Here is a 17513-nt window from a genome sequence, read left to right on the forward strand (position 1 = left end):
CATTTGACAAGTGCACGCTGTTGAGTTCTCAAGGATCGGATGCTCCCACGACCCAGCCATCACAACCAGGCCCGCAGGGCAACTTCTCTATCTTACCGATCTCGTTTCCGTTGTCAAATCGCCGTCCGGCGACCTGCTCGAGGGAACGAGTCAGCACCTTCATCCGGATTGCTCTAACGAGCTGTTCTGGAATCGGGAGGTGTTCGATGCTTGACGGGAGCCGGTCCGAGGACCTCCGCTCAACCGTTTGGGGCGAACAGGTAATAACTTACGTGGATTCCGGGGGTCGGGCAAATCGCCCCATCCGCCCGGGCGTGTCGCACCCCCACCCGGTGGATTCCGGCTCGGATCCTGCGGAGCGGACGCCGGCCGACGGGTCCGCGACGCGCGCACACGCTCTGCTGCGGCATCGAACCATTCGCGCCGAGATGATGCTGCGGACGGAACGGAAGCCCCGGGCGGAGACGAAGAAAGCCGCCGGTGACCCGGCGGCTTTCTCCATGTGTTGTTGTGGACCTAAGGGGATTCGAACCCCTGACCTCCTCGATGCGAACGAGGCGCGCTACCAACTGCGCCATAGGCCCGTGAACGAGTTCTACGTTATCACGATGCGCGGGGTGCTCGTGTCGGCGCAGTCAACCGGCCGCTCGCCGTGCGAGAAGCTCGCGAACGTGCGCCTCGATCTCGGCGTCGTCCACGAAACCCATCCGCGCGTACGGAGAATCCGCCGCGGGTGCGGGGATCGCGACGGGGGGAGCGGGAGCGAGGCGCTCGGCGCGCTCCCGCAGCTCGGCGCGTCGCACGGCGTCACGTCGCGCCTCCTGCGCATCCATCTCGGCACGCGCGACGTGCGCTCGCGAGCCGGTGACCGAGACCATCGGCTCGGGAAGCGGGCGCGGCGTCCAGGTCGCCCGCCCCTGGTCGTGAAGCTCCGGAGCGACGCGCCGCGCTTCCGCCGGCACCGCGACCCGGGGTCGGCGAGCCGCGCGTACCGCCACCGACGCCATGCGCTGCAGGATCAGTGCGGCGGTGAAGGTGAGCGCGCCGCCCACCCACAGGAGCACGGAGGATCCGGCGGCAAGGAGCTGCCATACGCCGAACCCGGCGGCGACGAGGCCGAGCAGAAGCGTGGACGTCGCAAGCATCCGCGTGCGCCGACGCGCGCGTGCACGCCGGACCGCCGGGTCCGCCTTGGTGGCAGCGAGCTGCTCGCGCAACGCCTCGAGCTCGGCCGCCTCGCGCTGCGACTGCACGCGCTTCGCGAGCTTCTGCTGAGCGAGCACCGTCCGTGCATTGAGCTCGACGTGCACCTCGCTCGGCGTCTCACTGGTCTCTGCCAGCACGCGGAGGGCCTGGTTCAGCCGCACGGCGTTGCGCTCCGCGGCGTTGTACTGGAAGCGTCCGCGCCAGGACGGCAGGAGATAGAGCATCCACAGGAGCACGGCGACGAGCACGATCACTCCCCCGCTCAGCACCGGCCCGTCCATAACGACAACGGTAAGGGCAGCGGGGTGGCGCCGCCGTGCAGCCGGGCGCGTGTCGCGGTGTGTCCGGGCGGAATAGGACTGGATCAGAGCGAGATGCGGTCCGAAGGAGGGACGGCCGCGGCCTCAGGCGGGACCTGACCGCTCAGCCAGCGGGCGAGCACACCCTGGGGCACGTCTTCCCGGGTGAGTGCGAAAGCGTAATGATCGCGCCAGTCGCCATCGATGTGGATGTACCGGCGACGAAGGCCCTCGTACCGGAAGCCGAGCTTCTGCACGACGCGGAGACTCGCGGCGTTCTCGGGTCGGATGCAGATCTCCATCCGATGCAGACCGTACTCCGTGAAGCAGGCGTCGGTCGCGAGGGCGACAGCGGTCGGAGTGATCCCCCGCCCGGCGAACCGCTCGCTGACCCAGTAGCCGATGGTCGCGGAGCACAGGGATCCCCGCGCCACTCCCCACACGTTCAGCTGCCCCGCGATCTCACCGTCGCACTCCATGACGAACGGATAGCCACCGCCGTCACGGTACTGCTGAAGCAGGCGCCGGATGCTGAGGCGCATGTCGAACGACACGGCGCCATGCGGCACTGTCGCCTCCCACGGCTGCAGCCACGACCGGTTCGTCAGCAGCTCGTGCTGAAGCGGCCTGGCGTCCTTGGTCCTGATCAGACGCAGCTCAACCGGCCCGTGCCGCATCCCCGCCATCATCTCCATGCCGCACCCCGACCGCCCGCGCGATCGCCTAGAGGCGCTCCGCGAAGTCCTTCAGCCAGGGGCGGAGCTCGGCTCCGAGATCATCGCGGTCGGTCGCCAGCTGCACGATCGCCTTGATGTAGTCCACACGGTCACCCGTGTCGTAGCGGCGCCCGCCGAACACCACGCCGACGACGCCGGGACCGCCCTCGGCCGTCGCGAGCTCCTGCAGCGCGTCGGTGAGCTGGATCTCGCCGCCCTTGCCCGGCTCGGTCCGCTCGAGGATCTCGAAGACGGACGCGGGGAGCACGTAGCGGCCGATGATCGCGAGGTTCGACGGCGCATCCTCCTTGGCGGGCTTCTCGACGAGACCGGTGACCCGCACCGCGTCGGATCCCTCGATCGGCTCGACGGCAGCGGCGCCGTACATGTGGATGCTGTCCGGGTCGACCTCCATGAGCGCGATGACGGCCGCGCCCGTGCGTTCGTGCTGGGCGATCATCTCCGTGAGCAGCGGGTCGCGCTCGTCGATCAGGTCATCACCCAGCAGCACGGCGAACGAACTGTCACCGACGTGCGTGCGGGCACGCAGCACCGCGTGCCCGAGCCCCTTGGGCTCGCCCTGACGCACGAAGTGGATGTCGGCCAGATCGCTCGACTTCATCACGCGCTCGAGCCGACCGGTGTCGCCCTTCTCCATGAGCTTGACCTCGAGTTCGGGTACCGAGTCGAAGTGGTTGGAGATCGCGTTCTTGTTCCGCCCGATGATCACCAGGATGTCCTCGATGCCGGCATCGGCAGCCTCCTCGACCACGTACTGGATCGCCGGCTTGTCCACGACGGGGAGCATCTCCTTCGGCATCGCCTTCGTCGCTGGCAGGAAGCGGGTCCCCAGTCCTGCGGCGGGAATGACGGCCTTGATCTTCTCGTTACCCATCCCCACAGCCTACCGCCGGGCCCCGCCCTAGACTCGGAGCATGTGGAAAGACGTCGAGCACGCCAAGCGAGCCCTTCGGGCAGACCTGCGTGAACGGCGTCAACTCCTCTCCGACCCGCAGCGTGAGGCGGCGGCGAACGCGATCGGCGAACGCCTCGACGCGCTGGTGGATGAGCTCGGCGCACGGTCGATCTCCTGCTTCCTCTCGACCACCACCGAGCCCGGGACGCGCGACTTCGTGACCCGAGCTGTGCGGCGGGGGATCCGCGTGCTGCTGCCCGTCACGCGCGCCGACGGGCTGCTCGACTGGGCGGTCGCCGACGACACCGACGAGGTCGCCGAGGGTCTGCACGGACTGCCGGAGCCGACCGGCGAGGTGCTCGGCCCGATCGCGGTGAACGACGTGGACCTCATGATCGTCCCCGCCGCCGCCGTCGACCGCTCCGGCATGCGCATGGGCTGGGGACGCGGCTACTTCGACAAGACGATCGGCTCCATGGAGAAGTGCCCGCCCGTGTATGCCGTCATCTATGATTCCGAGATACTCGACGCACTGCCGCGGGAGGTGCACGATCAGCCGGTGGACGGCATCGTCACCCCGACGCAGACCCTGAACCTGTCGCCCCGGCGACGCTGAACCGCAAGGACCCCATGCCCACCTACGCCTATGCCTGCACGACGTGCGGGCACCAGTTCGACGCTGTCCAGAGCTTCTCCGACGACGCGCTCACGGTCTGCCCCGAGTGCGGCGGCCCGCTGCGCAAGCAGTACGGCTCCATCGGTGTGACCTTCAACGGCTCCGGCTTCTACCGCACGGACTCGCGTGCCGGAAGTGGCACATCCGCGACGGGTTCGGCATCATCGAAGGCGGGTTCGACGACGGGGGCCAAAACGACCGCCGCATCGACCCCGGCCTCGAACTGAGGTCGCACGATATTTGGGGGTTTCCCGTGATCAAGGGATTCAAAGAGTTCATTCTGCGCGGCAACGTCATCGACCTCGCGGTCGCCGTCGTGATCGGCGGTGCGTTCACCGCCGTCGTCAACGCGATCGTCGCCAGCATCATCAATCCGCTGGTGTCGCTGTTCTTCGTCGCGGACGCAGCGGGGAAGTTCGGCCCGAAGATCACCGGCCTGTACGGGCAGGAGGTCACCTTCCCGATCGGTGACCTGATCACCGCGATCATCAGCTTCCTCGCGGTCGCCATCGTGGTGTACTTCGCCTTCGTGATGCCGATGAACATCTACAAGGAGCGTCGCGCGAAGAAGAACCCGGTCGTCGAGGAGGCCGCCCAGGCCAGCGAGACCGAACTCCTCGCGGAGATCCGCGACCTGCTGCAGAAGCAGCAGCGCGGCGCCTGACACCGGGCCGCGCCCCCACGCGGCACAGAACTCACGACGCACGGCCCTCCCGAGGGCCGTGCGTCTTTCTTGTGCAGGGCACTGCCGTGTCAGTAGTGCGGCGGCACGTCGCGCAGGAGTTGCTCGTCGTTCGGGCCCTTGGCGCCCGCGGGAGCGGTCCGGCGTTCGTCGCCGGTCGCGGTGGTCGCCGCCTCAGGGGCCGTGTCGCTCCCGGGAACCGGTGTCAACCGGGCCCGGCGAGCCCCGGGCACCCGAACCACGCGCTGCCGAGGCTCCGCGTCGCCGCTGTCACTCACGCCCGCGGTCGCCGAGGTCGATGGGCTGCGTGTCGTTCTCGGCCCGAGCCGTCGACTCCGCGATGCCGAGCACGGACGCGATGCGCGTCGCCACGGTGCGCGGGTCGCTGTACAGGTCGAACGCGTGCACGCGCACATAGTGCCACCCGAGGCGGCGGAGCACGTGCGGGCGCAGGCGCAGCGTCTCGCGCAACGATTCGCCCCGCGACTCCGGGTCGGACTCGATCACGACCGCCTTGCCCCGATGCTGCGCCACGAGCGGAAGCAGTCCCCGGTAGTCCACGTCGACCGAGGCTCCGAGTCGTCGCAGCTCCCGCGCGAGTGCCAGCGTCAGCGGATCGGCGAGATCCTCCAGACGTGCGTCACGCGCGCGCGTGGCCAGACCGCCCAGGATCGACATGAGGGTGGCGGCGCCGTGCTCCAGCCGACCGTCGTCGAACGCCGACGGCCGAATCGACGACACCAGGACCATCGACCGGCGCGCCCTGGTCATGCCCACGGTGAGCAGACGCTCGCCGTCCGGGGTCGACAGGTCGCCGAAGTCGCTGAGCACCCGTCCGTGCTTTGTCAGACCGAATCCGAGCGAGAAGATCACGCGGTCGCGGCTCTCCGCCACCGACTCCTCGAGCGTCAGGACCGCGAACGGTTCGGCGGTGTCACGGCCCACGAAGTCAGCGACATCCGAGCGGCCGGCGAACGCGGAGGTCACCGCCGCGCGCACCCGCTCGGCGTGGCGCGTGCTCGCCGTGACGACCATGAGCGACTCGGCGGGACGGTGGACGGCATGCTCCACCACGAGCGTGACCACCCGCGCGACCTCGGCGTCCGGGCTCTCGACCGCTCCGGAGACGGGGTCGGGAGTGCCCGTTCCCCCCTCCACGTAGTCGACCGTGAGGCTGCCGCGGCCGAGATAGGACCCGGCCCACGGGAGGGAGACGATCTCCCCGCCGTAGAACGCGTCATTGATGAGCTCCGCGAGGTCCTCACCGCCCGCGCGATAGCTCCGGGTGAGGGTCATCACGGGCAGCAGCTCGGACAGGCGCTCGAAGACCGACACCTCGTCGAACGGGACCTCGGCCTCCCACTCCTCGGACGGATCGACGGCGATGTGGAACGGCGTGGGCCGCTGTGTCACCGGATCACCGAACGCAACCACCTGGCGCGCGCGACGGATCGCCGGGGCGGCCTCCGCGAGATTGATGGCAGCGGCGTCGACCAGCAGCACGGTGTCGAACTCCACCGAGTCAGGGATCTCCGGCACGAGGTACGGCGACGAGATCCACACCGGGGCGAGCACGTCGACCAGGGTCGGCGCCGCGCTCACGACCTCCGCGGTCGTGGTCGACGGCTGGGTCAGCGCACGGCGCAGATGCTGCGACTGCTGCGGCTCGTCGACGATCGCGATACGCCACTGGTTGGCCAGCTGCCACGCCAGCAACGGTCCCGCCATCGCCGCATGCGCCTCATCCACCAGCCGGAAGTCGCGCTCGAGCCGGTCGACGACGGCCGTGTTCGCACCCAGCAGGGACCGGTTGTCCTGCAGCGCCCGCTCCAGCAGCGACTGCCACCACGCGAACTCGAGCTCCTCCCCCACCTGGGCCTCGGACACATGTCGCACCGAGAGCTCAGTGAGCAGCGGCTCCAGCCCGAGGAGAGCCAGCTTGTCGCGCAGCTGCGCGCGCTCCACGAGGTTCTCGAACACCTCGGACTTCGCCGCGAGACCCGCCAGCATCCGCACCAGCCGCGCGACCGGGAGGGAAGACAGAGGCTCACGGCGCCCCAGGGCCGCATCCAGTTCCGCCAGCTCCGCCTCGACCCGCTGCCAGGCCACGTAGACGTCGGCGAGCCCGAGCGGGATCTCCGGAGCGACGCCCGCATCGACATAGCGCTGCCACTGCGTGCGCTGCGTCTGGATGCGCAGCAGCGCCTCGTGCATCTCGGTCACGTGCACACCCGGACGCACGTACTCCTTCGCCAGCCGTCGCAGCCGACGACGGTTCGCGCCGGACATCCCCGGCGCATCGCGTCGTGAGCCGTGCGCCTGGATGAGCTCGCCGAGCGGCCGCTCGAACACGGTCGGGCTGAAGCGATCGAGCGTGTCGCGGATGCCCTGCAGCAGGCGGAGGTACTCGCCAAGCTCGTCGATCGTGGCGAAGGGGCGCATATGCGTCTGTGCGATCAGCTCGTAGCCGCGCTCCAGGAGGGCCGGGACGCTCGTCGCGTGCAGTCGCCCGGCGAGCTCGTGTGCGGCACGGGCGGCCTCGGTGCTGGCGAACGTGACGCCGTACCAGGGAGAGTCGTTGGGCCCGACGCGGAACTCGCCGAGACGAGCCGCGTGCGCGAGGGCCTCGGCCGCGTCCGTCCGATCGGCGGCGAGTCGCCGGAGCGCGTCGATCCCCAGCCTCGCTGTGGTCGAGGGCGGAACCGGAAGGGAGGCGAGGCGGGTGAGATGGCGCGTGGCGTCGAGGACCGAGGCGTCGAGCCCCGGCACGGGTGACGTCAGTGCCTCACGGTAGTCGCGCAGCACAGTGCGGAGCCGGACGAGTGCGTCGTCGACCTCGCTCACCTTCGGCGCCGTCGCCTTCTCGTTGCGGCCGATCGCCTTCACGAGGTCGCGTCGCACGCTGGCGGGCGACACGGCGAGGCTGTCCAGCCCGATGCCGGCGAGACGGTGGCGCACGCCGTCGAGAGTGGACCGTCGCGCTGACACCACGAGCACGCGCTTGCCCGCCCGGACCAGCTCGCCCATGGCGTTGATGACGGTCTGCGTGCCCCCGGTCCCCGGAAGCGTCGCCACGGTCAACGAGTGCCCGGCCGCGATGCGTGCGAGCACCGCCTCCTGTTCGGCGTCGGCATCCAGAAGAAGGTTGTCCGACGCGGGGGCACGATCGTCCGGGCCCGTGTGATGCGGCACCGCCCGGGGCGCAGCGAGCTGTTCGCGATCCCCGACGTGGCCGCCGAGAGCGTTGAGCACGGTGTGGTCGAGGGTTGCGCCATCGCGGGACATGGCGGAACCGACGTCGGCGAAGGTCGATACGACGAGACGCGGCTCGACGGAGAAGGTGTCGATCGATCGCGTGAGCGCGCGGAGACTGTCGATCACGGGCTGCGGCTTGAAGATGCCGCCGTCGTACGCGAGAGCAGCGAGGGCATCGGCATCGATCGTGAGACCGAAGTGCTCCCTCGCGATGCGCACGAGCTCGGGGTTCACCTCGAAGGCGCCCTGGAGCTTGAGCTCGAAGTCGGTATGGTGACGGCGGATCGCGAGCGGCCGCAGCAGCACGGGCGCGGCGAACCACGCGCCACCGATCCGCCATCGCGCGACACCGACCGCCAGGTGCACGGCCTCGATGCCACGGACCGTGCGCAGCTCGGTGTTCTTCGCGGTGATGCGCTCGGCCGCGAGTCGGGCGGTGCGCAGTCCCACCTCGTCGCGGAAGAGATTGGACAGCAGCGTGGACTTGCCGGTGATGAACTGCGGGAGGCTGCCGGGGTGGGCCTTGGAGATGTCGATGCCGGACTCCGGCCCGTCACGGAAACTGGTGAGCGGGGAGGGACCTCCGAGATCAGCCGCCTCCGCCTTCAGCCTCGTCCGCTCGGCCTCGGCGGCATGCGCGATGTCCACGCCGGTCGAGGTCTCGTGGAGGTCGCCGAGAGGCACAACGGTCTCCGCCGCCGTGCCGTCCGCAGACTTCCCTTCACGTCGCCACACACTCACACCCTAGGCGCGCGACCGCCGGAGGCCGGTATCCCTGGCGGGTTTCCGCCGAAAATCCGCGCGTCCGTCCGGCGTTCACCCTCCCTCCCCCGCCAAGGCCTCGGCTCAGGTTCTCCACGGTCCGTGAAACGCGACGAGCGCAGCATCGTCCTCATCGGCCGCGCCCACCAGGATGGTGCCATGAGCTTCCGCTACGACTTCGCCCCGACGCCGTTCGGCGATGCCCTCGCCGTGTTCTCCGACGAGGGCATCGTGCGCTTCGACCTCTCCGAGTCGGAAGACCCGAGCGTCCCCTGGCTGCTGGAGGGGGTGTCTCGGCAGCTGGGCGCCGTTCCCGCCCCTGCCCCCGGCGCCGCCGACGAACTGGCGCAGCTGCTCCTCGACTACTTCGACGGCGGTCCGGTGCGGTTCGACACGCACCTGCGCATCGACTGGCGACTCACGGACGGCTTCGCGCGGCGAGCGCTGCAGACCATCTGCGAGATCGAGTGGGGGCAGACCATGAGCTATGGGGAGGTCGCAATCCTCGCCGGCCACCCCGGAGCGGCCAGAGCGGTCGGCACCGCCTGCCGCGTCACGCCCTTCTCCATCATCGTCCCGGTCCATCGTGTGGTGCGGTCCGACGGATCACCGGGCCAGTACGGCGCACACCCCGACCGCAAACGATTCCTCCTCGACCTCGAGTCGCACTGAGCCTCCCGACCCCACGCACCCGACCCCGCAGAGAAGTGGACCCGGCGAGTAGGCCGCCGGGTCCACCTCCCTGTTCCGCCGAGGCGACGGGGTCTCTAGTGGTCCACCGCCTTCTCGGCACCGAAGCCGGTGAGGGAACGGACCTCCATCTCCGCAGCGAGCTCGGGCGACTCGCGTCGGGTGCTCGTGACCGTGCCGAGCCAGCCGAGGAGGAAGCCCAACGGGATGGAGACGATTCCCGGATTGTTGAGTGGCCACACCGCGATGTCGATGCCGGGGATCATCGACGTCGGCGTCCCAGAGAAGACCGGAGACAGGACGATCAGCAGGATCGCCGAGCCCAGGCCGCCGTACATGCTCCACACCGCGCCACGCGTGGTGAACCTCCGCCAGAACAACGAGTAGAGGATCGTCGGCAGGTTCGCCGACGCCGCGACGGCGAAGGCGAGCGCCACCAGGAACGCGATGTTCTGCCCCTGAGCGCCGATACCGCCCACGATCGCGAGGATGCCGATCACGATGACCGTGCGACGGGCGACGCGCACCTCGCCGTTCGGATCGGCCTCGACCGGGTTCCCCGCGGCATCCTTGCGTCCCTTCTGGATCACATTGGCATAGATGTCATGGGCGAACGACGCCGCAGCCGTGATGGTCAGCCCGGCGACCACCGCGAGGATCGTGGCGAACGCGACGGCCGAGATGAAACCGAGCAGCACGGGGCCGCCGAGCTGCAGCGCCAGGAGCGGTGCCGCCGAGTTCACCCCACCGGGTGCTGCCGCGATCACATCCGCTCCGACGAGCGCGCCGGCGCCGTAGCCCAGTACCAACGTCAGCAGGTAGAAACCGCCGATGAGCCAGATGGCCCACACCACAGACCGCCGCGCCTCCTTGGCCGTCGGCACCGTATAGAACCGCATGAGCACATGCGGCAGACCGGCGGTACCGAGCACCAGGGCCATGCCGAGGGAGAGGAAGTCCCACGGATTCGCCCCGTACTGCAACCCGGGCGCGAGCACCGCGTCACCCTTCTCGGAGTTGGCGACCGCAGCCTCAAGCAGCGTGTTGAGGCTGAACCCGTTGAGCGCGAGCACCCAGATCGTCATCCCGAGAGCGCCGCCGATGAGCAGGACCGCCTTCACGATCTGCACCCACGTGGTTCCCTTCATCCCCCCGATCAGGACGTACACGATCATGAGGATGCCGACCACCGCGATCACGATCGACTGTCCGACGCGCCCGTCGATGCCGAGCAGCAGCGAGACGAGCCCGCCGGCGCCGGCCATCTGCGCGAGCAGGTAGAAGAAGCACACCGCCAGGGTGGTGATGGCCGCCGCCATGCGCACCGGGCGCTGCTTCAAGCGGAACGACAGCACATCCGCCATCGTGAACTTCCCGGTGTTGCGCATGAGCTCGGCCACCAGCAGGAGCGCGACAAGCCAGGCCACGAGGAACCCGATCGAATAGAGGAAGCCGTCGTACCCGTTGATGGCGATCGCACCGCAGATGCCGAGGAAAGACGCGGCGGACAGATAGTCGCCGGCGATCGCGAACCCGTTCTGCGGCCCCGTGAACGAACGCCCCGCCGCATAGTAGTCCGCCGCCGTCTTGTTGTTCCTGCTCGCGCGGATGACGATGAACAGGGTCACCGCCACGAAGGCCAAGAAGATCGAGATGTTGAAGACCGGATTGATCTCGAGGGCGACGGTGTCGGTAGCCGTCCGAATACCGATCATGCGTCGGCCTGCGCCTTCTCCAGTTCATCCCTGATCTCGGTCGCCAGCGGATCGAGCCTGCGATTTGCAAATGCGACATATGCCATGGTGATCGCGAATGTCGTGACGAATTGTCCCAGTCCGAAGAGCAGACCGACCGTGATATCGCCCCACACCCGCTGCGCCATGAAGTCGCGCGCGAATGCGGCCAGCAGCACATAGACGAAGTACCAGACCAGGAAGAAAGCGGCCAACGGGAAGATGAACGATCTCTGCGTTCGCTTCAGCCGGACGAATCGCGGAGACTGTTCGACGGCGACGTAGTCGATCGCTCCGCTCTGAGGGGTCGGTTGATGGTCGTTCATGGGGCCTCCTTGCCACATGTCCCGTGCTCGCGCGGCTCGATCCGCCCGAATGGTAGGGTCGACGCTACGAAACGGGGAACGGCGCCGTCACCCCCGAAAGTAGGTATTCCGTGACCTCTCCGATCGCCGCTGAGACCGAGGCGGATCTCGTCGCCAATGCGGTGCGCGAGCTCGCACGACGCACACGGTTCCCCGTGGCCTTCGGCGGTCTCGTGGAAGAGGGCGTGGTGAGCGTCACCAGCATCGTCGGGGCCCGCACCCGGTCGCTCGACGGGCTGCGCGTCCGACCGGAACGGGGTCTCGGCGGGCGCGCCATGATGGAGTTGCGGCCGCGCATGACCAGCGACTACGGCTCGTCACGGCAGATCACGCACGACTACGACGTCTTCGTCCTCGGCGAGGGGCTGCGCACGCTTCTGGCCCTGCCCATCGTGGTGCAGGGACGCTCGCGCGGCGTTCTGTACGCCGGCGCCTGGGACCACGCGCAGGTCGGCGGGGTGACCACGGCGCCCGCCATGCAGGTGGCGCAGTCGGTGGCGGACGAGCTCCGCATCAGGGACGAGGTGCAGCGGAGGCTCCGTGCGGCGACGGAAACGCCGCCGACCGTCGCGGCGCCGCAGCGCGAGGAGCTGCGTGAGAGCTTCGCCGAACTGCGCAGCATCGCCGCCGCGGTCGAGGACGTCGGCGTGCGCGCGCGTCTGGCTCAGGTGGAGCGGCGTCTGCTCACCCTTGCCGGTGAGACCGTGCCGCCCACCACCGCCCCGGTGCCGGTGGTGCACCTCTCCCCTCGGGAGACGGATGTGCTCGCGTGCGCGGCGCTCGGCGCGACGAATGCCGAGATCGCCGCGCAGCTCGGCCTGAGAGAGGGAACGGTCAAGGCATATCTGGGGACCGCGATGTCGAAGCTCGATGCTTCGACGAGGCACGCCGCCGTGACGAAGGCACGCCGCGCCGGTCTTCTCCCCTGAACTGCTTCTCTCTCCGGCCGAGCGACCGTGAATTATTGCTGCGTTTGCGTGCCGCAGGTACAGTCGCATTCATGGCGAGAAGAATTGTGCATCAACTGGTCGACGATATCGACGGCAGCGTCCTGGAGGTCGGTGAAGGCGAGACCGTGCATTTCTCGTTGAACGGAACGTCCTACGAGATCGATCTGAACGCGGCGCACGCGGAGGAATTGCGCGCCGCACTCGAGCCGTATATCTCCGCGGGCCGCCGCGCCGGGAGCGGATCATCCGCGCCGTCGCGCTCGAGTTCCACCCGGAAACGGCCGGCACGCAACCCCGAAGTCGCGGCAATCCGCGCGTGGGCGAATGAGAACGGCTACACGCTCTCAGAACGCGGGAGGATTCCCGCCCCCATCCTCGAAGCCTACAAAGCGGCCCAGTGACACGGTCCCGCCCCACCTCACGGTCGGGCGGGATCTTCTTTTGCGCCCGCCGTCGCCCACGGCTCATCGCGGAGGGTGATCTCCTCCGTCATGTCCTTCAGGAAGCGGATCACGACATCACGCTCGGCCGAAGACAGCCGAGCGGCTGCATAGAAGCGCTTCGCCTGCTGTCGGCCGACGGTCTCCATCGCGGCGTGCCGCGTCTCCGGCGTGATGGTGATGGCGAGCGCACGACGATCGGTCGGATGGGGCGACCGCCGGATGTGCCCGCCCTTCTCCAGCCGGTCGAGGAGCTTGGTGGTCGCCGCCGTGGACACGCCCAGGTGATGCGCGATGCCGCTGGGGGTCGCGACCATCGCACGGTTGGCACACACGATCAGATAGTGCAGCGCGCGCATGTCGGTCTCGTTGAGCTGCATGTATCGCCGCGAGGCCTGCGACAGCCGCTGCTCGGCGTCTCGAAGATCGCTCAGCGCCTCCATGACGAGAGCGATCTGACGCAGATCCTCCGGGGGCACCCCGGTGCGATCGATCAGTGTGCTGCGCGGGTCGCTCGCGTCGACGTGGTAGATCGATCCGTGACTCAGCCCGTCGGCGCTCTCCGTCGAGGCCGATTCAGCGGAGGAGTCCGCGGCCACAGCCGCCCCGGAGCGCAGGGTGGTGCGGGGCTCGGTGTCCATGCGATCATGTTACACACGAACAGATTCATGCTAAGTTGATATTTCACCAAGTTAGCTAAAGGACGGGGAAGTCATGCAACAGGTCACGCTCCTCGCGGAAGACGGGACAGCCGTCGGCGTCCTTCCCAAGCACGAGGTCCACACGTTCGACACCCCCCTCCATCTGGCCTTCTCGTGTTACGTCCTCGACCCGTCCGGGCGCGTCCTCGTCACGCGGCGCGCCCTGACCAAGCGCACCTGGCCCGGCGTCTGGACCAACAGCTTCTGCGGACACCCTCAGCCCGGCGAGGACATGGCAGACGCGGTGCGGCGGCACGGCCTGCACGAGCTCGGCCTCCGGGTCGACCAGGTCCGCCTCGTCCTCCCCGACTACCGCTATCGCGCCGTGGATGCGAGCGGCATCGTCGAGAACGAGATCTGCCCCGTGCACGTCGCCGTGCTCGATCACGATCCCGTCGCCAACCCGCAGGAGGTGTCGGAATGGGCCTGGGTCGACCCGGGGGCGCTGGCCGAGGCCGTGGCCCTCGCTCCGTTCGCGTTCAGCCCGTGGATCGTCGAGCAACTGCCACGCCTCCGCAGCCTCGGTGAGGTCTGAGCCATGAGCACGACCATCACGCACGAAGACCTCGGTACTCGGATCGAGGAGGTCCTGCGGCGGCGCTTCGCCGAGCGCGCCGTGGCCGCCGAGCATCACGGGGCCGAGTTCGCCGCGCTCTGGAACGAGGCCGCCCAGCACGCCCTCGGCGGCAAGCTCCTGCGTCCGCTCATGCTGATGGAGCTCTTCCCCGCGCTGGCGACGACCGTGCCCACCCGACGCGAGACCGAGGGCGCGATCGACGTGGCCGCGCACGTCGAGCTGTTGCACTTCGCGTTCCTGCTGCACGACGACGTGATCGACGGCGACCTCACGCGGCGCGGGCGGCCCAACCTCATCGGCTCGCTCGTGGCGCGGCGCCCCGACGAGACCGCGGCCGCCGCCCTGCACTGGGGACGCGCGAGCGCGATCCTCCTCGGCGATCTGCTCCTGTCGACCGCAGTGCTCGGCTTCGCCCGCGCCGAGGTGAGCGCCGACGGCCGCGAGCGGCTGCTGGCCCTGCTCGACACCACCGTGTTCGAGACCGTCGCGGGTGAGCACGCCGACGTCGCCCTCAGCGATGGCATCGTCACGCCCGACCTGCGGACCATCCTCGCCACGAGCGCGTCCAAGACCGCGACCTATTCTTTCGTGCTGCCGCTGCGCGCCGCTGCCGTCCTCGCCGGAGCCAGCGCGGAAGCCGAGGAGCAGCTCACCCAGATCGGCACCCACCTCGGACTGGCCTACCAGCTGCAGGACGACCTCCTCTCGGTGTTCGGCGACCCGCACGCACACGGCAAGGACGCCTTCTCCGACCTCCGAGAGGGCAAGGAGACCGCGATCATCGCGTACGCGCGCATGACGAGCCACTGGCCGAGCATCGAGCTGCGCTTCGGCACGGCCGACCTCAGCGCGTCCGACGCCGGCGACATCCGCGACCGTCTGCGCGAGTGCGGCGCCGAGCGCTTCGTCCGCGGACTCGTGCAGGAGCAGCTCACCGCCGTGTCGACCGTGCTCGCCGAGGCGGAGGAGTCCGGCACGCTCAGCCCCGCGGCCGGGCGCACGATCCTGGCGATCGCCGACCGCATCGAGGGCCGCCGCCGATGAGCCCCCGCCCCGTCGAACGCCCGGATCCCGCCGCCCTGCGCCGCTTCAGTCGCACCGCCGAGATCGCCACCACCGACGTCATCCGCACCTACTCCACCTCGTTCGGTCTCGCCACCCGGCTTCTCGGCACGCGGCATCGCCAGCACGTGCGCAACATCTACGCCATGGTGCGTATCGCCGACGAGATCGTGGACGGGGTCGCGGCCGAGGCCGGGTTAGACGCCTCGGCGCAGGCCGCGGCACTGGACTCGTACATCGCCGAGACCCACCGCTCGATGCGCACCGGGTACAGCAGCGACTTGATCCTGCACGCGTTCGCCCGCACCGCGAGGGAGTGCGCCATCGGCGAGGACCTGACGGGGCCGTTCTTCGACTCCATGCGTGCCGACATCTCCCGCGACGCCGGGTTCACCGCCTACGACGCGGACGCCCACGCCGCCTACGTCTACGGCTCGGCCGAGGTCGTCGGGCTCATGTGCCTGCAGGTGTTCCTCCGCGATGCCGACCGCACCCCGGAGGAGCGGGAGATCCTGCACCGGGGAGCCCGGCGGCTCGGAGCCGCGTTCCAGAACGTCAACTTCCTGCGCGACCTCGCCGACGACACCGACCGCCTGCAGCGCGGCTACCTCGGTGGCACCGAACGGCTCACGGACGCCGACCGCGACGCCTGGGTCGCCACGGTCGAACGCCAGCTGGCCGACGCCCGCGCCGCGATCCCCCTCCTGCCGAAGGACGCGAGGGCGGCCGTCCGCAGCGCGCTGGCGCTGTTCGCCGCACTCACCCGCCGCGTCGCGAAGACCCCCGCCGCCGAACTCTACCGCCGCCGTGTGCGCGTGCCGGACCCGGTGAAGGCGCTGCTCGCGGCACGGGCCGTCGCGACCACCGCGTGGGAGCGTGACCGATGAGCCGCGTCGTCGTGATCGGTGCCGGTGTCGCGGGGCTCGCGACCGCGGGGCTCCTCGCCCGCGACGGACACGAGGTCGTGGTGCTGGAGCGCAACGACCGGGTGGGCGGACGCGCCGGAACGCTCGAACGCGAGGGCTTCCGCTTCGACTCCGGCCCCTCGTGGTACCTGATGCCGGAGGTGTTCGACCACTTCTTCCGGATGATGGGCACCAGCACCGAGGAGCAGCTCGACCTGACGCTGCTCGACCCCGGGTACCGCGTCTTCCGCGCACCGGAGTCGGCGGAGGGCGCTGTCACCGTTCCCGCGGGCCGCGATGCCGTCCGACGACTGTTCGACGACCTCGAGCCGGGCTCCGCTGCCACGCTCGACCGCTACCTCGACTCGGCGTACCACGCGGGCACCATGGCGCAGCGCTACTTCCTCTACAACCCGTTCACCCGCACGCGCTCCCTCGCGGCCCCGGAAGTGCTGCGTGCCCTCCCCCGCCTGTTCTCCCTCCTGGGAACCCGACTCCAGTCGTTCGCCGCCCGGCGCTTCCGCCACCCCGTGCTCCGGCAGATCCTGGGCTACCCGGCGGTCTTCCTCGGCACCGATCCGCGCAGCGCCCCCGCGATGTACCACCTCATGAGCGCGCTCGACCTCGATCAGGGCGTGCTGTACCCGCAGGGCGGATTCTGGCGCGTGGTCGAGCGGATCGCGGCCCTGGCCGAGGACTCGGGCGTCCGCATCGTGACGGGAGCCGAGGTCACCGGCATCCTCACGCGGGACGACAGCGCCGGGACGCACGTGTGGGGCGTGGGGTGGACGGACCCCAACGGAGACCAGCACGTGGAAGAGGCGGACATCGTGGTGTCCGGCGCCGACCTGCACCACACGGAGACCGCGCTGCTGCCGCCGTCGCTGCAGTCGTACCCCGAGTCGTGGTGGGCGCGGCGGACAAGCGGGCCCGGCGGGGTGCTGGTCATGCTCGGGGTACGGGGATCGCTGCCGCAGCTGCCGCACCACTCCCTGTTCTTCACCGACGACTGGGACGCGAACTTCGACGCGATCTTCGGGCGCACCCCGCAGATCCCCGCACCGGCATCGACGTACGTGTGCCGCCCGAGCGCGACCGACGCCGACGTCGCGCCCCCCGACCACGAGAACCTCTTCGTCCTCGTCCCGGTGCCCGCCGATGTCGACCTCGGCCATGGCGGATCGGACGGATCCGGCTCGCCGCAGATCGAAGCGGCCGCCGACGCCGCGATCGACATGATCTCCTCGTGGGCGGGGATCCCGGACCTGCGCGAACGCATCGTGGTGCGCGAGACCGTGGGACCTGCCGACTTCCACGACGACTACCACTCCTGGCGCGGCGGAATGCTGGGCCCGGCGCACACCCTGTCGCAGAGCGCGATGTTCCGCGCGCAGAACGCGTCGCGCCGAGTCCGCGGGCTGTACTACGCGGGCGCCACGACGGCGCCCGGGGTCGGCGTGCCGATGTGCCTGATCAGCGCGGAGCTGGTGCTCAAGCGCATCCGCGGCGACCACTCGCCCGGTCCCCTCCCGGAGCCGGCGCCCTCGGAACGGACGGCCCGGCCGTGACCGGCGCGAT

17 protein-coding genes and 1 tRNA gene are annotated in these 17513 nt (G+C 69.5%); 10 read left to right on the forward strand and 8 right to left on the reverse strand.

The genetic code is table 11. The features are described from left to right. Positions 1 to 511: 511 nt before the first annotated feature. From ACWH95_RS00005 to galU, 4 genes are all read right to left on the reverse strand, one after another. Positions 512 to 584, reverse strand: a tRNA-Ala gene (locus tag ACWH95_RS00005). 51 nt (positions 585 to 635) lie between these two features. Further along, positions 636 to 1487: a hypothetical protein gene (locus tag ACWH95_RS00010; RefSeq protein ID WP_454119971.1), complete on the reverse strand. Its 852-nt coding sequence runs from the start codon at positions 1485 to 1487 to the stop codon at positions 636 to 638. Positions 1488 to 1570: 83 nt separating this feature from the next. Next, entirely contained in the window at positions 1571 to 2182 is a 612-nt protein-coding gene (locus tag ACWH95_RS00015) for a GNAT family N-acetyltransferase (RefSeq protein WP_136031613.1), read from the reverse strand. Positions 2183 to 2228: 46 nt separating this feature from the next. Further along, complete coding sequence (gene galU, locus ACWH95_RS00020) at positions 2229 to 3116, reverse strand: UTP--glucose-1-phosphate uridylyltransferase GalU (RefSeq protein ID WP_136031593.1); 888 nt, start codon at positions 3114 to 3116, stop codon at positions 2229 to 2231. A gap of 40 nt (positions 3117 to 3156) precedes the next feature. Here galU and ACWH95_RS00025 point away from each other — a divergent pair, with 40 nt between their 5' ends. The 3 genes from ACWH95_RS00025 to mscL are packed head-to-tail and all read left to right on the forward strand — an operon-like array spanning position 3157 to position 4477. Continuing rightward, positions 3157 to 3753 carry a 5-formyltetrahydrofolate cyclo-ligase gene (locus tag ACWH95_RS00025; RefSeq protein WP_136031591.1) on the forward strand — a complete coding sequence of 199 codons (597 nt, stop codon included), beginning with the start codon at positions 3157 to 3159 and terminating at the stop codon, positions 3751 to 3753. A gap of 14 nt (positions 3754 to 3767) precedes the next feature. After that, complete coding sequence (locus ACWH95_RS00030) at positions 3768 to 4040, forward strand: FmdB family zinc ribbon protein (protein WP_136031589.1); 273 nt, start codon at positions 3768 to 3770, stop codon at positions 4038 to 4040. 26 nt (positions 4041 to 4066) lie between these two features. Next, the gene (gene mscL, locus ACWH95_RS00035; protein ID WP_136031587.1) at positions 4067 to 4477 is read left to right on the forward strand and encodes a large conductance mechanosensitive channel protein MscL; all 411 of its coding nucleotides are present in this window, start codon (positions 4067 to 4069) and stop codon (positions 4475 to 4477) included. Between the two features lie 288 nt (positions 4478 to 4765). Here the strand turns inward: mscL and ACWH95_RS00040 are convergent, their stop codons facing one another. Next, positions 4766 to 8434, reverse strand: a complete 3669-nt coding sequence (locus ACWH95_RS00040; protein WP_136031583.1) for an ATP-binding protein — start codon at positions 8432 to 8434, stop codon at positions 4766 to 4768. 237 nt (positions 8435 to 8671) lie between these two features. Between ACWH95_RS00040 and ACWH95_RS00045 the strand changes: the two genes are divergently transcribed. After that, entirely contained in the window at positions 8672 to 9184 is a 513-nt protein-coding gene (locus tag ACWH95_RS00045; protein WP_454120648.1) for a methylated-DNA--[protein]-cysteine S-methyltransferase, read from the forward strand. 95 nt (positions 9185 to 9279) lie between these two features. Here ACWH95_RS00045 and ACWH95_RS00050 read toward each other — a convergent pair whose 3' ends face one another. Both ACWH95_RS00050 and ACWH95_RS00055 read right to left on the reverse strand, forming a co-directional pair. Further along, complete coding sequence (locus ACWH95_RS00050; RefSeq protein WP_454119973.1) at positions 9280 to 10917, reverse strand: solute symporter family protein; 1638 nt, start codon at positions 10915 to 10917, stop codon at positions 9280 to 9282. Beyond that, a complete protein-coding gene (locus tag ACWH95_RS00055; RefSeq protein ID WP_136037065.1) occupies positions 10914 to 11261 on the reverse strand; it encodes a DUF485 domain-containing protein in 348 nt (115 codons plus the stop codon). Before ACWH95_RS00055 ends, ACWH95_RS00050 begins: the two co-directional genes overlap by 4 nt. 110 nt (positions 11262 to 11371) lie before the next feature. Between ACWH95_RS00055 and ACWH95_RS00060 the strand changes: the two genes are divergently transcribed. Both ACWH95_RS00060 and ACWH95_RS00065 read left to right on the forward strand, forming a co-directional pair. Continuing rightward, the gene (locus ACWH95_RS00060; protein WP_247982009.1) at positions 11372 to 12229 is read left to right on the forward strand and encodes a LuxR C-terminal-related transcriptional regulator; all 858 of its coding nucleotides are present in this window, start codon (positions 11372 to 11374) and stop codon (positions 12227 to 12229) included. 71 nt (positions 12230 to 12300) lie between these two features. Beyond that, a complete protein-coding gene (locus ACWH95_RS00065) occupies positions 12301 to 12651 on the forward strand; it encodes a histone-like nucleoid-structuring protein Lsr2 (protein WP_136031573.1) in 351 nt (116 codons plus the stop codon). Between the two features lie 17 nt (positions 12652 to 12668). Here ACWH95_RS00065 and ACWH95_RS00070 read toward each other — a convergent pair whose 3' ends face one another. Next, positions 12669 to 13331, reverse strand: a complete 663-nt coding sequence (locus ACWH95_RS00070) for a MarR family winged helix-turn-helix transcriptional regulator (RefSeq protein WP_247637583.1) — start codon at positions 13329 to 13331, stop codon at positions 12669 to 12671. 73 nt (positions 13332 to 13404) lie between these two features. Here ACWH95_RS00070 and idi point away from each other — a divergent pair, with 73 nt between their 5' ends. The 4 genes from idi to crtI are packed head-to-tail and all read left to right on the forward strand — an operon-like array spanning position 13405 to position 17503. Next, positions 13405 to 13926, forward strand: a complete 522-nt coding sequence (idi, locus tag ACWH95_RS00075; RefSeq protein ID WP_136031571.1) for an isopentenyl-diphosphate Delta-isomerase — start codon at positions 13405 to 13407, stop codon at positions 13924 to 13926. A gap of 3 nt (positions 13927 to 13929) precedes the next feature. Further along, entirely contained in the window at positions 13930 to 15012 is a 1083-nt protein-coding gene (locus ACWH95_RS00080; RefSeq protein ID WP_136031569.1) for a polyprenyl synthetase family protein, read from the forward strand. Then, positions 15009 to 15917: a phytoene/squalene synthase family protein gene (locus tag ACWH95_RS00085; RefSeq protein ID WP_136031568.1), complete on the forward strand. Its 909-nt coding sequence runs from the start codon at positions 15009 to 15011 to the stop codon at positions 15915 to 15917. The genes ACWH95_RS00080 and ACWH95_RS00085 overlap by 4 nt, the downstream gene beginning before the upstream one ends. After that, positions 15914 to 17503, forward strand: a complete 1590-nt coding sequence (crtI, locus tag ACWH95_RS00090) for a phytoene desaturase family protein (protein WP_136046247.1) — start codon at positions 15914 to 15916, stop codon at positions 17501 to 17503. Before ACWH95_RS00085 ends, crtI begins: the two co-directional genes overlap by 4 nt. Positions 17504 to 17513: the final 10 nt, after the last annotated feature.

Source organism: Microbacterium sp. NPDC055502 (assembly GCF_053643635.1).